The organism is Candidatus Harpocratesius sp., from assembly GCF_054039255.1.
Map to the genome: position 1 here is coordinate 50,373 of NZ_JBPLBG010000049.1, position 14,604 is coordinate 64,976.

17 protein-coding genes are annotated in these 14,604 nt (G+C 34.5%); 3 read left to right on the forward strand and 14 right to left on the reverse strand.

Going from position 1 to position 14,604, the window contains the following annotated elements:
- Window positions 1-2: 2 nt before the first annotated feature.
- The 6 genes from ACXLDF_RS11775 to ACXLDF_RS11800 form a co-directional block, all read right to left on the reverse strand.
- Window positions 3-1,202 (reverse strand): radical SAM protein, encoded by a 1,200-nt coding sequence (locus ACXLDF_RS11775; RefSeq protein WP_457558727.1) that lies wholly within the window; start codon window positions 1,200-1,202, stop codon window positions 3-5.
- Between the two features lie 66 nt (window positions 1,203-1,268).
- Window positions 1,269-1,985, reverse strand: a complete 717-nt coding sequence (locus ACXLDF_RS11780; protein ID WP_457558728.1) for a nucleotidyltransferase domain-containing protein — start codon at window positions 1,983-1,985, stop codon at window positions 1,269-1,271.
- Between the two features lie 60 nt (window positions 1,986-2,045).
- Window positions 2,046-2,972 carry a hypothetical protein gene (locus ACXLDF_RS11785; protein ID WP_457558729.1) on the reverse strand — a complete coding sequence of 309 codons (927 nt, stop codon included), beginning with the start codon at window positions 2,970-2,972 and terminating at the stop codon, window positions 2,046-2,048.
- A gap of 11 nt (window positions 2,973-2,983) precedes the next feature.
- Window positions 2,984-3,493, reverse strand: coding sequence for a GNAT family N-acetyltransferase (locus ACXLDF_RS11790; protein WP_457558730.1), 510 nt, complete (start codon window positions 3,491-3,493; stop codon window positions 2,984-2,986).
- A gap of 150 nt (window positions 3,494-3,643) precedes the next feature.
- Entirely contained in the window at window positions 3,644-4,576 is a 933-nt protein-coding gene (locus ACXLDF_RS11795) for a transcription initiation factor IIB (RefSeq protein ID WP_457558731.1), read from the reverse strand.
- 131 nt (window positions 4,577-4,707) lie between these two features.
- Entirely contained in the window at window positions 4,708-5,109 is a 402-nt protein-coding gene (locus ACXLDF_RS11800; protein WP_457558732.1) for a DsrE family protein, read from the reverse strand.
- Between the two features lie 50 nt (window positions 5,110-5,159).
- Here ACXLDF_RS11800 and ACXLDF_RS11805 point away from each other — a divergent pair, with 50 nt between their 5' ends.
- A complete protein-coding gene (locus ACXLDF_RS11805; protein WP_457558733.1) occupies window positions 5,160-6,020 on the forward strand; it encodes an ADP-ribosylglycohydrolase family protein in 861 nt (286 codons plus the stop codon).
- 68 nt (window positions 6,021-6,088) lie between these two features.
- Here the strand turns inward: ACXLDF_RS11805 and ACXLDF_RS11810 are convergent, their stop codons facing one another.
- From ACXLDF_RS11810 to ACXLDF_RS11835, 6 genes are all read right to left on the reverse strand, one after another.
- Entirely contained in the window at window positions 6,089-6,535 is a 447-nt protein-coding gene (locus tag ACXLDF_RS11810) for an FKBP-type peptidyl-prolyl cis-trans isomerase (protein WP_457558734.1), read from the reverse strand.
- 121 nt (window positions 6,536-6,656) lie between these two features.
- Window positions 6,657-7,571 carry a transcription initiation factor IIB gene (locus tag ACXLDF_RS11815; RefSeq protein ID WP_457558735.1) on the reverse strand — a complete coding sequence of 305 codons (915 nt, stop codon included), beginning with the start codon at window positions 7,569-7,571 and terminating at the stop codon, window positions 6,657-6,659.
- A gap of 310 nt (window positions 7,572-7,881) precedes the next feature.
- Window positions 7,882-8,802 (reverse strand): thiamine pyrophosphate-dependent enzyme, encoded by a 921-nt coding sequence (locus ACXLDF_RS11820; RefSeq protein ID WP_457558736.1) that lies wholly within the window; start codon window positions 8,800-8,802, stop codon window positions 7,882-7,884.
- A complete protein-coding gene (locus tag ACXLDF_RS11825) occupies window positions 8,803-10,056 on the reverse strand; it encodes a transketolase C-terminal domain-containing protein (protein WP_457558737.1) in 1,254 nt (417 codons plus the stop codon). It abuts the gene before it with no gap.
- Between the two features lie 14 nt (window positions 10,057-10,070).
- A complete protein-coding gene (locus ACXLDF_RS11830) occupies window positions 10,071-10,409 on the reverse strand; it encodes a 4Fe-4S binding protein (protein ID WP_457558738.1) in 339 nt (112 codons plus the stop codon).
- Window positions 10,410-10,421: 12 nt separating this feature from the next.
- On the reverse strand, window positions 10,422-11,015 hold the full coding sequence (locus tag ACXLDF_RS11835) for a 2-oxoacid:acceptor oxidoreductase family protein (protein ID WP_457558739.1): 594 nt from the start codon (window positions 11,013-11,015) through the stop codon (window positions 10,422-10,424).
- A gap of 189 nt (window positions 11,016-11,204) precedes the next feature.
- Here ACXLDF_RS11835 and ACXLDF_RS11840 point away from each other — a divergent pair, with 189 nt between their 5' ends.
- Complete coding sequence (locus ACXLDF_RS11840; protein WP_457558740.1) at window positions 11,205-11,543, forward strand: DUF3795 domain-containing protein; 339 nt, start codon at window positions 11,205-11,207, stop codon at window positions 11,541-11,543.
- 124 nt (window positions 11,544-11,667) lie between these two features.
- Here ACXLDF_RS11840 and ACXLDF_RS11845 read toward each other — a convergent pair whose 3' ends face one another.
- Together ACXLDF_RS11845 and ACXLDF_RS11850 are read right to left on the reverse strand one after the other, a co-directional pair.
- Complete coding sequence (locus ACXLDF_RS11845; RefSeq protein WP_457558741.1) at window positions 11,668-12,708, reverse strand: hypothetical protein; 1,041 nt, start codon at window positions 12,706-12,708, stop codon at window positions 11,668-11,670.
- Between the two features lie 60 nt (window positions 12,709-12,768).
- Window positions 12,769-13,155 (reverse strand): VOC family protein, encoded by a 387-nt coding sequence (locus ACXLDF_RS11850; RefSeq protein WP_457558742.1) that lies wholly within the window; start codon window positions 13,153-13,155, stop codon window positions 12,769-12,771.
- Between the two features lie 230 nt (window positions 13,156-13,385).
- Between ACXLDF_RS11850 and ACXLDF_RS11855 the strand changes: the two genes are divergently transcribed.
- A complete protein-coding gene (locus ACXLDF_RS11855) occupies window positions 13,386-14,501 on the forward strand; it encodes a proteasome-activating nucleotidase (RefSeq protein ID WP_457558743.1) in 1,116 nt (371 codons plus the stop codon).
- Window positions 14,502-14,604: the final 103 nt, after the last annotated feature.

The following is a 14,604-nucleotide window of genomic DNA, read 5'->3' on the forward strand; positions in this document are numbered from 1 at the left end:
GGTTATTTACTGTGTAAATGGCTGGGCAAATTGTTAAATATAGGGGTATATTCTCTAATTTCTGCCAATTTTGGATCTCTAAAAGGAAGAATCTCATAAATTCCACATTTAACCTGATAATCTTCAAGAATCTCCAGAAAATTCTTTTCATTCGCTAAGAACGGAGGTAAATCTAATGTACCTCTAGTTTTATTTAATTTCATCATCTTTTCTGGTATTTTTGCTTGCTTTAGTAAGAATTTTTCAAGCTTCAGAATTTCAGACAATGGACCTTGAATCTGCATGAATAGCAGACACCCATCTTCGGATATTTCTTCAAAGGGTAGATGTATATTGTCCGCTCTCCGAAGATAGCGCTCTCTAATCTGTACTTGGTCTTTTACTGCGACTGAACAGAAATGAACGGTAAAGTTTTCATTATTGGAAAAATCTTCAGCTACACGTTCAGCAAATTTACGTGAACCCTCAACAGTTGCCAAAGTTCCTTGTTGAAGATGAAATCCCCTTTTTATTAGTTCTTCTTGATTTGGTGCACACATTTCAAATTCATTTAAATTAATATAGTTCGCACCGATTGCTTGAAGGTATTGAACCAATTTTAGAATATATTGATGATTCTCTTCAGTAGGAATAACGGGAACTTCAGCACCGACTGAATAAGAATGTCCAAGTGCAAATTCGATTTTTGAAAAATCTTCAAAGGCAGGATGGAATCTAATACTGTCGAGACCCGCTTTTTCTAAACGATTAGCAATTATGGGGTCAAATGTAACACCTGAAGTATAAAGATGGATGTGAAAATTCTTTCCATATTTTAATTTCATTTCTTGAATAATTGCACAAACTAAATCTTTCTTGCGCGAAGATGATAGGGGATCTCCTCCTGTAAAGCTCATTCCCTTTGCATCAACAGCTGATATTTCTTCTTCTAATGTGGATAGGATGTTTTTAATGTCATCTGGGTTATTTATTGAAATTTCATCCACAAAATGGGATAAAGAGCTTTTTCGGTGCTCAGAAATGGGACAGTACCAGCGACAATGATTGGGTAAATTACAATCTCCCCCCATGAAATACACTACTTTCATACCTTTCATGCATAATTGACATCCATAAGGTAAATTCCCTATTACCCAAGAGTTTCCAGGAAGTCGCTTTATCTTTTTTTGATTTTGATTTGTATCATTATCCTTAATTCTCATATTAACTAAAATCTCTCCAAATAATCAATCCAATGTTCTTCATTTACTACCCATTCTTTTTCTTTTCTATCCATTTTCTAATCGTCTTCGCACTAATCGATTACCTCGGGCAATTTGATGGAGTCGCGTTTCTGCATTTTCGTCTAATTCAAGTTCTTGATGAAGAAAAACTCCTGTTCTGCCTTTCTTTTTTCGTCTTTGCAAAACACGAATTCGTTGTCTTACCATTTGGTCTGAAATACCCAAAATTTTGGCAATTTCATCTTGTCGATCAATAATTGGTGATGAGATGTGTCCATCTGGAGTAGGTTCAATCAGTAAAAGATCTTTATTTACTCCTGGCTTTCGAATATTTTGCGATAATTCATTTGAAGTTAAAGCACCACCAAAATTATAAAAATCATATCCCAAAGATGATAGTTTTGTCATTAAGATAATTAAGTGAATATTTTCAGGTAATTCGTACACAAGTTTGATTAAATCATTTGGTGTGGATTGAACTAAGTACTTACGTACAATCTTGTAAGAAGATGTATCAAGGGCTAATTCTAATTGATAACTATGTAAATGGGTTAAAAGCAAGATATCAATATCACTTTGAACTGAAATATCACCGCGAGCTATTGAGCCATAAGTCAAGGTAGAAAATCCCATTTTTTCTAAGTAAGAAACAATCTTAAATGCTCGAGATCGAAAATTTTGTAAAAGATTCCAATGTGCCTGGTTGTAGTGATAAGATTGATAGGCAAAAATCCTAAAATTGCTTTCTTTTTTACGATCCATTTGAATTCATTTATTTTTCTTTGATTTTTATCGAATTAGAATGAAGAATGTTGCAATTAATTACAATCTATTTTTCAAAAAACGCGCGATTAAACCAATAATTACTGTTTCGTTTCTGAAAAACCACCAATCTCCTTTTGAAAATCTATATTCATTTATTGGAATACTTTCTCTATTTTCATTTCTTTCAGAAATCGAGCTAACTAATTCTGAAAAAATGTCTTTTTCTTTTATATTTACCCAATTTTTAGCAGGAAAAATGCATAAAAGATCTTTAATATAGGATTTTAATGAAGTAATCTCTATTTTTTTGCTTGTGTATTTTTTATAGATTTTTCTAAAAGGAATAAGATATAGATAATAAATTGCCTGTAAAGGTGCCCAAATTAATGAAAAAAAAGATTTAATATCTGACCATAACCAAGTAGGGCGAATAAAAATATATTTTAATTTAGGAAAGGTGTGTTCTTTGTAATTATAAATTGTTGAAAAATAAGGAAATATAGAATGATCAAATAATATTATAGTGTCTATTTCATTCTTAATTAAAAATTTCTGTAAAAATTCAATGGGTGATGAATTTCGTTCTAAAAGTTTGTAGAAATTTGAAGGAGACATTGTCCACACTTTAGCATTCAATAAAGCAAGGGTAGAACCAATTAAGCTTTCTACATTTTTTCCACCTTGAAGGGGAGCAATCATAAAAAAGTGATATAGTTGGCGATCAACAGGTTTATTTTGTAATTGTGAAAGTGAAATCTTTTCAATCTCTAATTCAAGAAATTTATCATTCAGACCATATTGATAAAGATTTCCCGAATAATTCTCCATCTTCCACTCCTTTTGCACGACATGGCTTAATATGACTTTGTTCCATCTACGATATCGCCGCAATAACCGAATAAAGATAATAAGGATAAATAAAACACCAACTTCGACAGGCATCCACTTTATCCAATCTATATGCTCCCATTGAAAGAATAACATATTATTTCCTCTTATTTAATGCTAAGCTGCTTATGCATATATATATGCTCATCTACATAGAAAGGTTCCATAATACCTTTATCCATGGTTATTATTTCATTTTTATTACAGCTAATAACAGTAAATCCTTGCTTTTTATAAAATTTTAATGCCCATTTTGCTTGCTTATGAACAAATAGGCGAATTTCGGATAGAGAGTCTCGCATTGTTTGAAATTCTAAAAAACTCATCAAAGATTGGCCATAATTTTTCCGATGTTGATCGTATCTAACAAAAAAATATCCAATATAACTAAAAAATTCCATTTTTTGATAAGTTGCGAATGCCTGGTATGCTCCATTATCCCTTAATATGAAAAATTCCCTAAATTGAAAATTTTTTTCTGCCCAAGCTTGATCTACATCGATTTCATCAGAACAACTTGCATCATGAATTATATTGCGATAAAGGGGTGCATTAGAATTCAAAATTTCAACAATTTCTGGGATAAGTTCAGTTCCCGCACGAACAATTAGATGCATTCTTAATCAACTAAAGATTTCTCATTTAATAATAATTGAGTTACTACTTTTTTCATTTTTTTGATATTTCTGTTAATATCTTAATATTTCTATAAAAATAGAAAAAAAGCACCTAATTTACAGCGAGTTATTAAAGTAAATAATTCTTAACTAATAGGTGGTATTCATAATTAAATGCCCACGAATTTGTTTTGCTCTCGTTCTTAACGTAACTTCTGTAATTCGTGCAACATTTGCAATTTGAGTCTGTGTCTTTCGTTCGCCGCGGTGTTTTGCTGCTAAATATAGGACTGCTGCAGCAATCCCTTTTGGATCTTTACCCATTTTCCGTAATCCTCTCTTTGAAGCGGATTTTAATAAATCAAAAGCAAATTTCTGTGTAGCAATTGAGAGTTCTAATTCTGCTCCAAAGCGATATATAAGAGGATTTGGGGATATAGGATGATAATGTAAATTCATTTTAGGTAAAACCTTGCGAACAATTAATCCTAGAGATCTATGAACAGAACGAAGTGGGATCATTGCAATTTCCACAATTTCTTCCAATAAACGTGGAAAATCATGAATACGTATTGCTGCATATAAAGATGCGGTTACAAATGATTCAATTGATCTCCCCATAGTCAATTTCTGTTTTGCAACTTCAGAATAAATTTTCCAAGCAGATTCTTGAATAAAATCAGGTATTTGCAGTTTTTGACAGAGAGACGCTAACTTTGGACGAGATTCCCAGAAATTCCGTTCAATTGAATTTATAAGTGAACCTTGGATTTTACTTAAGCGGTTAAACAGTTGCGCCCTGCGAGATGCTAATTGTCGACCTTTTGAATCGGTACTGGTAAGTCCAATTACTGTTCTTGGTCCGTAAGACCTCCATCTTGGTTCAGTACGTCGTCGGGCACGTACTTCATCAGCGGTATATGCCCTTCGTTCAGTTGAAACATATTCTGTTCCAAAAACCATTCCACAATTTCGACAAACGCGAAAACCATCATCTGTAATAAATATCTCTGGTAATCCGCAGCAATCTTGAATTTGCTCATCAAGATCTTCAAAACAAGAGCCGTAAGGAGGTGGTGTCATAGCGATACACTTAGGTCACTTGGGATGATGAAAAAAATCACCAGCCCGATGTGGACGTTTAAACTTTGTAACGAACTAGTATAAAAGATTTTTGTCGAAAAATTCCCCCGTTCTTCCCACAGAAAGTCAGATTAAAACGTTAGCTGATGCCATCCTTCCTTTAACATAGTGGAAATTTTTTCACCGACAAACTGCACAGTGACACCTAGTTCTATCAGTTTTTCTGAAACTTGGTAATCATCACTGCATTGTTTACAAGCCCAAACAGAAATTTTATCAGCTTCCACAAGATCCATAACTTCGGCTTTTAATTCCAAAGCACCAACAACTGTTCTTTGAATGGGACCCCATAGGATAAGTATAATTTCTTCCATCCAATTTTCCCGAATGGCATTACGGGCATACGGAAAGACAACATCTGTTAAAATACGTGGATCTGCATTGCTAACCAAAATAAAAACTTTATCCATGCATTGATTTTGTCGTTCGTTAATAAAAAAATGATCATTCTTAAATTTAAGGCCTAATATCAAATTTCACTATATCCTTTTATTTTCGCTCTTAATTATATATAGATATAAGAATGCTTGGAGCTATTTTTGGAGATATAGTAGGAAGTATATATGAATTTAAAGAGATCCCCAAGGAGAAATTTCTTTTACTCAACCCTAAAGCATATTTTACTGATGATACTGTTTTAACAATCGCTGTTGCTGAATTTCTTCTAACTAATGAAAATCTTACTAATGAAAATCTAATTGATAAAAATTTGTCAGATCTCCTTCAGAGATACGGTCGTAGATATAAAAATTGTGGATTCGGAGCAAATTTTCGAAAGTGGATGATGAGTTCGACTCCACAACCATATAATAGTTGGGGAAATGGTTCTGCTATGCGTGTTAGTCCAGTTGGCTTCTTTTATTCAACAGAAGAAGAAGTTATTCAAGTGGCTGAAAAAACCGCAAAAATTACACATAATCATATTGAAGGAATAAAAGGTGCTCAAGCTACTGCTTTAGCTATTTTCTTAGCAAGAAATAAAAGGAATTCAAAAGAGAAAATTCTTCAATATCTTGAATATCGTTTTAATTACGATCTTCACACCCCTTTACAAATAGAGAAAAATAGATCTAAAATCAAATCAAAACAAGAAAAAAAGGTCAGTACTGCAAAGAATTTTGAAGTTAGTTGTCAAAAGACTGTACCTTTAGCAATTCGAGCCTTTCTTGAAAGTCGGAACTTTCCAGATACTATTCGTAAAGCGATATCTTTAGGAGGTGATACAGATACCATTGCTTGTATTGCAGGTGGTATCGCTGAATCTTTTTATGGTATTCCAAAACCTATCATTAATTATACTAAACAGAAATTACCAAGCGAATTCATTGCAGTTATTGATAAATTTCAACAAAAAATTCAAATAAAAAACAGAAAAAAAAACTAATTTACACTAAAATCTTCACAAATAGTTAGGAAATAAGTAATAGTGGCGTAAATGTATCAAAATCATGATTAATGTCGTGCGATTTCTTTAACCGTAATTTTAAAATTTAATGTTTTACCCGCCATTGGATGATTAAAATCTAAAGTCACTTCTTCATTTTCAACTTTCTTAATCCAGACAGGAATTGTATGTTCATGATCTTCATGTTTTTGCTGTACTTGCAACACCATTCCAACTTTTGGTTCAATTTCAGGGGGAAACTCCTTTGTGTTGACTATTTGAACTGCTTCAGGATGATATTCCCCATATGCTTCTTTTGGTTCTAAACGAATTTCAAATTCTTGATCAATTTCTTTTCCGATAACTGAATTTTCAAATCCTGGAATTACTTGGTGGCTTCCTACTGTAAATTCTAAGGGCATTCCGCCATTACGTTCGGTGGAATCAAAAACTTCACCATCATCAAAAAATCCTTTATATTCTACCTTTACGGTATCTCCATTTTCAACTGGCATAATAATTCCTCAAATAGAGTTGTCTTTTAAAAGAATACAATGTTGATTAAGTTGATGGAAATGAAAAGTAAAATAAAAATGCAATAGTAGTTAATTTAAATAATAAAAAAAAGGAAAAAGATTAGAGATAACTTTTTATTTGCTTAACTCGTGTACGGAGAGTAACCTCAGTAATTCGCGCTACAGCTGCTATGTCCGCTTGAGTCCGTTTTTCATTTTCAGATTTTGATGCCATATATAATGCTGCAGCGGCTAATCCTTTTGGATCTTTACCCATTGAACGTAAACCTGCTTTTCGAGACAGTTGAAGAAGCTCTGCTGCCTTCGTTTGTGTTGCCATTGATAATTTTAACTCATTACCGAATCGAAATACTAAAGATCGAGTTGTAACGGGTTTATACTTCATTTTCAAGACTGGAAATACTTTTCTGACAATTAATCCAAGAGATCGATGAACACTTCGAAGTGGTATCATAGCAACTTCAACAATTTCTTCTAATAAACGGGGAAATTCATGAATCCGAATGGCTGCATATAATGATGCTGTAACAAAACCATCTATCGATCGCCCCATTGTGAGCTTTTGTCTGGCTACTTCGCTGTAAATTTTCCATGAAGTTTCCACAATTTGATTTGGAATGGATAATTTAAGTGCTAATGCATTTAATTTGGGTTTTGCTTCCCAAAAATTACGTTCTAAAGATGATACTAAAGAACCTTGAATTTTACTTAAACGACTGAACAAAGCTTGCTGTTTTGCGCCTAAAGAATGCCCTCGAGCATCTGATTGAACACCAGTTATTACCGTTCTTGGTCCAAATGATCGCCATTTTGGTTCTGTTCGGCGACGAGATTGAACTTCTTCGGTAGTATATGCTCTGCGTTCATTGTCAACGAATGTTTGGCCGAAAGTTAATCCACAATTTTGGCAAACTCGCATACCCTCGGCGTTTACGATTATATCAGGATTGGGACAGCACGGTTCGTCATCGTCTTCTTCGTCTTTCCCGTAAGGATGTTTATGATAGTAAGACACTGTAATTACCTTCTTAATATTGTAGGTGAAGGGGGCGCTCCTTCTAAATAATAATAGTATGATCAAGATCAGATCACATGTGATTGATCAAAATGGTTATACGATGCGCATTGAAAATAAATTTTTGATGCATTTAAATATTTGTTTAAATAGAGCATAAAACAAGTTCAAAAATCTGAAAAAAACAGTGTAATGGAGCACTTTTGTAATGTTCATTTTTATTTAAAAAAATTAAGATTTTACATTCATAGAAAAAAAATTAAAAAAGCATTAAAAAAAAATAAAAGAAGAGAAAAGTCAAGATACAATATTAAAGATCGCCTTGTTTATTTAACTCTTCTCGGATTTCGTCCCATTGGGCTTCTATATAATTTTCCCAAACTTTAATATCTTCTTCTTTCAAATGACGGAAACGTGATTGTCCTTTTAGAAATTCTCGTATATCTTTACGTTTAGATTTATCTAAATAACGTTTACTTGGTTGAGAAATAATTAATTTGCCTTCTATTCGTTCTAACAATGGCCAATATCCTGTTTCTACTGCTAAACGTGCCATTTGCACTGATTGATCAGTAGGGAATCCCCAACCCGGAGGGCAAGTTCCAAGTATTTCAATGTAACGAACTCCTTTTCCATTAAATTCCCTTGCTTTCTTGAATTTCTCATATATATCTCTAGGATGGCTGGCAGCAGTCTGTGCAATATAACTCAGCCCATGAGCTTCCATTATTTTCCGCATATTCTTATTAAGCTGTTGTTTTCCAAGAATTGGGGTTGTCGTTGTTGTGGCACCATAAGGTGTTGCCCCTGATCGTTGAATTCCAGTATTCATATAAGCTTGATTATTGACACATGCGAAAATAAAATTATCACCTCGTTCAGATGCGCCACTTAAACCTTGAATACCGATATCATAAGTTCCACCATCACCTGCCCAAGCTAAAACGACCACATCTTTATCTTGACCTTTGGCTTTTAGAGCTGCAGCAGCTCCCGCCGCATTTGCCGCAACTGTTTCAAAACAACAATAAAATGCCGGTACTTTAAGTGGTGTATATCCTCCTACTCCCCCACATACAGTTGAACATGATGCAGGATTTGTTATAATTGTTTTTGGACCTAGTGCTTTAAGTGCCCATCGATATGCTAATTGAATTCCACATCCACTACATAAACGAGTACCAGGTAATATCATTTCTTCTTCAGGTAATTCGCTAACTTTGATAACCATTTACATCTCCTCCTTTTTAAAACCGAGGTCAGCCAAGTGCAATCCTATGAAATCAACATGCGTATCTAGTTGAACATCCCGATTATCTTGTTCTTTGATTGCTTTCTTAACTCCATTAATTAGCTGATCAGCAGTAATATCTCGCCCTCCAAGTCCAACGATAAATCCTCGAATAATTGGGTGATGATCAGCGTCATATAATGCGGTTTTTAATTCAGCTGCTAGAATACCTTCCAAGCCATAGCCGACATCCCTATCAAATACAACCACTAATTTAGCCGTGCTAAATGCTTTTCTAAGATGCTGAATTGGAAAAGGTCGGTATAGTTTTAGACTGATTAAACCTATTTTTATTCCTTCATCGCGTAATGTGTCCACAACACCACGAGATTCGGATGCAACACTTCCTACTGCAAAAATCAGCACTTCAGCATCATCGGCTTTATATGGTTTGTAAATTCCATTTCCATATGCACGACCGAATTTAGTTTCAAATTCTTTTGCCACTTCTTCAATCACATCAATGGCGTATTCGTGTGCTTTCTGCATGGAATAACGAAACTCATAATATCCAGGGGTATTTCCTTCAGGTCGGACTGTCAATCCTGGAGGTGTGACTGGATTAACACTGTGAACATTCTCAAAATCTGTAAGGTGAATGTGAGGTTTTAGTGGTGGGAGGAATTCTCGCACTTTATTATCGTCTTCAATTTGCACCGACATCATAGTATGACTTAAGATATAGCCATCATATGAGACAAACGCAGGTAGATAGACACGCGGATCTTCTGCAACTCTATATGACATTAAAACTGTGTCATACGCCTCTTGGTTAGACTCTACGAATTGTTGGATGAATCCTACATCGCGAACGCTGAATGCATCTTGATGATCTGTCCACACACTCCAAGGTGCTCCGAGTGCTCGTGTTGCAATACACATAACTAAAGGAAGCCGTGAACCTGCAGCCCAGCAAAGAATTTCATACATATAGGCTAATCCATTTGCACTTGAAGCCGTAAATACCCGGGCACCCATTTGAGATGCAGCAACTACGGCTGAAATGGCTGATTGTTCACTTTCAACGGTTACGAATTGAGTATTTGGCAATTCGCCTGATTCTACGAATTCTGAGATTTTTTCGACTACAGGGCTTTGTGGAGTTATTGGATATGCTGCAACAACTTCTACGCCTGCGCTTTTACATGCATAGGCTGCTGCATGGTTTCCTGTTAAAACTTTTCGTTCTGGCATTATTAGTTTCCTCCTTAGTCACCCTCGCATGAAGGTGCTTCTTTTTCCGAAATCATTTCGATTGCATGTGCAGGACATTCTGTTGCGCAAATACCACATCCTTTACAGTAATCATAATTGAATTTCGGAGGTATTGATCGGGATACTGTGTTTTCTGGACAGTAAAGCCAACATAAATTACAAGTTAATTTACCCGTTTTAACAACTAAGCACTTTTCTTTATGTAAAATGGGGCGTTTAGTTCTCCATTCCCCAGTATGCCCCGCTTCACCTACAGCGGGTGTTTGCTGTGATGCTAAAATTATTTGTGAAACTTTTTTTTCTAATTTTATATCTTGTTCTGTTCTTACCATGATTCTTTCATCTCACACAGTTTGGACCTCATCTACTAAGGCATTTTCTGCTGCTTTTTCTGCTGCTTTGATATTTAAATCAGTTTTTGGGCCTTCACCAAACATATTAATGATTGCACGCTTTGCATCTTCAATTCTAATTTTCAGAGAAGATTTGGTCAAAACTCCAAGTACACTGGTGTTAACAATTGGTTGATTTTCTCGATTTGTCAATTTAAGATCAAAAGCGATTTGAGTCAAATCAGCTGTAACAACTGTTATTTTATTTGAATCGATATTATATTCTTTTCGTACATCTTCAGGACATTTATGGGTATTTAGTATAAGAGCCCCATTGTCCTTGATTCTTGCTATAACGTGATCACCAAAGACTGTTTCATCTAACACTATGGCATAATCCGCTTTTTGGATATGTGAGCGAATCCAAATTGGTTGTTCTGAAATACGGCAAAATGCCATAACCGGTGCCCCTCTTCGTTCTGTTCCGAAGGAAGGAAAGGTTGACACATGAGGGTAATTATTACTAATAATTGCCGCATTTGAAAGGATTTTTCCAGCCGTGACTGCACCCATCCCTCCTCGTCCATAAAAGATTATTTCTATCATGGGAATTCACTAATCGTTATTCTCGTGCGAGAAATTTTCAAATAGAGCAATAATTTCTGAGAATTGAGTATAAATCTTTTCTCATTCTCAATTAACCATTGAAAATTCACGCCAAAAATTATGGTAGGTGGTAATAATACTCAAAATTTTTAAAGCCTTGTTACCCTTTCATTTCTTGGTGAATATAATTTGCCAACAAAAATTGCTTATTGTGGGCTTGATTGCACGAAATGTCCAGCATATATTGCTACTATTGAAAATAATATGGATCAATTGATTGAACTTAGTAAAAAATGGAGTTCTCCTGAAATGCAATTTTCTCCTGGAGATATGAAATGTAAAGGATGCACTCAATCAGTTCAATTGTTTTCCTGGTGTTCTAACTGTGAAATAAGAAATTGTGCAATGAGTAGAAATATTGAAAATTGTGGTTATTGTGGAGAATATCCATGTGATAAATTAACCCCCTCTCACGAAAATAATCCAGAAGCGAGAAAAACCTTAGATAGAATTCATGGAAAATTATAATCTTTTTTCATTATTGTTTTAACACTTAATTATTTTTAGATAGTTATTTAATAAAAATCTGATAAGAAAGAAGAGTTTTTAGTGTATCTTTATTGATAAAGAACTGATTTGATTTAAATTTATTTCACTTCGACTGAGAGCGAGTAGTTTTTGGGCGATTTTTAAAAAATTTCCATTTCTGCATAATATAACGAATTCCAAAACCAACTGCCAACAATCCTGTAATTCCGCCCCCTAACATCACCCCTGCTTTCCAATCAAATATTACTTTCTGACCAGAAGGAGTAAAAGGTGGGGGAGAAAAAGTGTCATTTGCATTTGTATTTGAAGAGTTGTTATCATCGGGTGTAATTGGAGCAAATGGATTGAAAGGGTTTTCATTCACGGAATTCGGTGTCGAATATTTTGGGAGAATCTGAACGCTCATATTACCTTGTTCACTGCTTGTTGGATTACGCATCCATACTTTATACAAAAGTAAAATTCGGTTAGTTGAATAATAGGCTTCCAAGCTCATTACCAAAAAGTAGATAAGAATTCGGTAGTAAAAATCAATTCTTAAACTTAAACCGTTAGGGTTTACAGTCAAATTCGCTTTAAACTTATCATCTTGATTTACTTCCTCTATAAGCGGATCGAATTCAGCTTTTTGAGCAGAAAAATTTGTTTCTAAGGGCAATAATAAAGATACAAGGGTGAAATTGGAGAAGAAGTCCTCAGCAAGATTTCCAGATAAAATTGCTTCCGAGTGGTTGCAAAAAGTTGAATTTAGTTGAGTAACATCAGTTACATTAAAATAATCGTAGGAAAGAAATAAGTGAGTAGAATTCTGATTTACATTGGTGAGATTATAGCGAAAAAGTTCGAATTTTTGGTCAAAAGTAACATTATATGTCAGTATATCCCCAACTTTGGCTCCTAAACTAAGTGATGAATTTGTTCTAAAGTCTTTATCTATATTTTTTCTTTTAATGGAATTAAATGTATTTTGTTTATCCTGTGTGTGAATATTGTGAGTCGTCTGAGTCGTCTGAGTCGTCTGAATCGACTGAATCGATTGAATATCTTCAGACGAGTTAGGTGCGATTATAATAGATAAAAATGGGGAAGTAAGTATTAATGTAAAAATTACTCCGTTATAAAATAATTGTCGGTTTTTATTCACAAATTTCACATATCCTATTATTTTTTTCATCTTTAATTATTTTACTCAATATTCACTCGATCAAAGTGGTTTTTCTTCAGCGATGGCTAAAATGTGGCCGTCTAAATCCATGCCGTAACCCACCCGATCACCCCAATCACGGAGTTTTAAGGGTGATATGATTTTTCCACCAAATTCTTCAATTCGCTGTAGGATTGTCGTTGGATGCTTATTAAAGATGTAAAGTTCACAGCGTGGTATTCCTACTGCTTCATCTGGATGTGGAATTTGATTTTTTAGAAGTTTCATGATTCCATTATTGGGCATTAATCCAAGCCTAAAATTCGAAGGAAATATAAATTCAGTCATTCCAGGCACATTGAGAACTGGTTCAATTTCAAATACATGGATATAATAGTTAGTGCTTGAGATTTGATCTTTTACATATAAAATGGTAAATGATTGCATCAAAATTAAGAAGGGAACCTTACTTAAGAGTTGTTACAATTTATTGATTGATCAAATTTTCCGAACTTTCTGATGATGATTTTAAAAAATCACTGGAATTTTTATAAAAAATAATTTAAATAGAGTGGTTTGGTTATAAATTCTTGAGCAAAACTTTTTCAGAAACCATTAGTTTTGATCTTATGTGCAGAATCGAGTTTTTAAAAAAAATATAATGAGGGTGTTGATTTATGTCCGAATCTGAATTAAAAAAAATCCGAGAACAATTAGCCCGCGCTTTGCGTGAGCGTGATAGATATCGGAATGAACTGGATCGACTTCAGCGCCGAATTAATAAAATGGCAGTTCCACCATTACTGCTTGCTACCGTATCTCGGATTGTAGATGATGCTTTTGCGGTTATTCACACCCCATCAGGAAATGATTTTCTTGTTGCCAGCCCGTTTGAATCTTTAAAAGCAGGGGATGTGGTTGGAGTAGATCAACAAACACTTAAAATCGTAAAAATATTGCCCCCGAATGTGGATGCATTTGTGGCAGGTATGGAACTAGATGAAAAACCACGAGAAACTTATGAAGATATTGGTGGACTTGACGATATTATAGTAACTCTGCGTGAAGTTGTTGAATTGCCCCTTACTAATCCTGAATTGTTTGAGATAATTGGAATTGAACCACCAAACGGCGTTCTCTTAGAAGGACCGCCAGGAACTGGGAAAACATTAATTGCTAGAGCCGTAGCAAATGCGACTAATGCTACATTTATTCGATTGGTTGGTTCTGAATTAATCCAAAAATATATCGGTGAAGGTGCTCGATTAGTTCGTGAATTGTTTGCTTTAGCTAGAGAAAAAGCACCTGCTGTATTATTTATCGATGAAATTGATGCAGTAGCATCTAAACGAACACAAGATTCTCAAGTTTCAGATCGTGAGGTTCAACGGACATTGATGCAGTTATTAGCTGAAATGGATGGATTTAACGCTTTAGATCAAGTAAAAATTATAGCTGCAACCAACCGTCCAGATATTTTGGATCCCGCTATTTTACGTCCTGGTCGTTTTGATCGAATTATTAAGGTTGGATTACCTGATGCAAAAGGTAGAGCAGAAATATTCAAAATCCACACCAGAAATATGCCGTTAGATAATGTCAATCTTGAAAAAATGGCAATGCAGTTGGAAAATCTCTCTGGTGCTGACATAAAATCCATTTGTACTGAAGCAGGAATGAATGCGATTCGATCAAACCGTAAAAAGGTAAAAATGGAAGACTTTAAATTTGCATATGATAAATATATCAGAAAGGTTCGAGAAAGTCGACCTGCCGCGCCTGTATATTCCTAAATCCTATATTTTTTACGTGTTTTTTTTTTTTACAATTGTGCTCTTTTTTCGTTGATTCTCTTAAAATTTGTAATTATTTTGTATTTTTTTTCTTTTCTGCTTA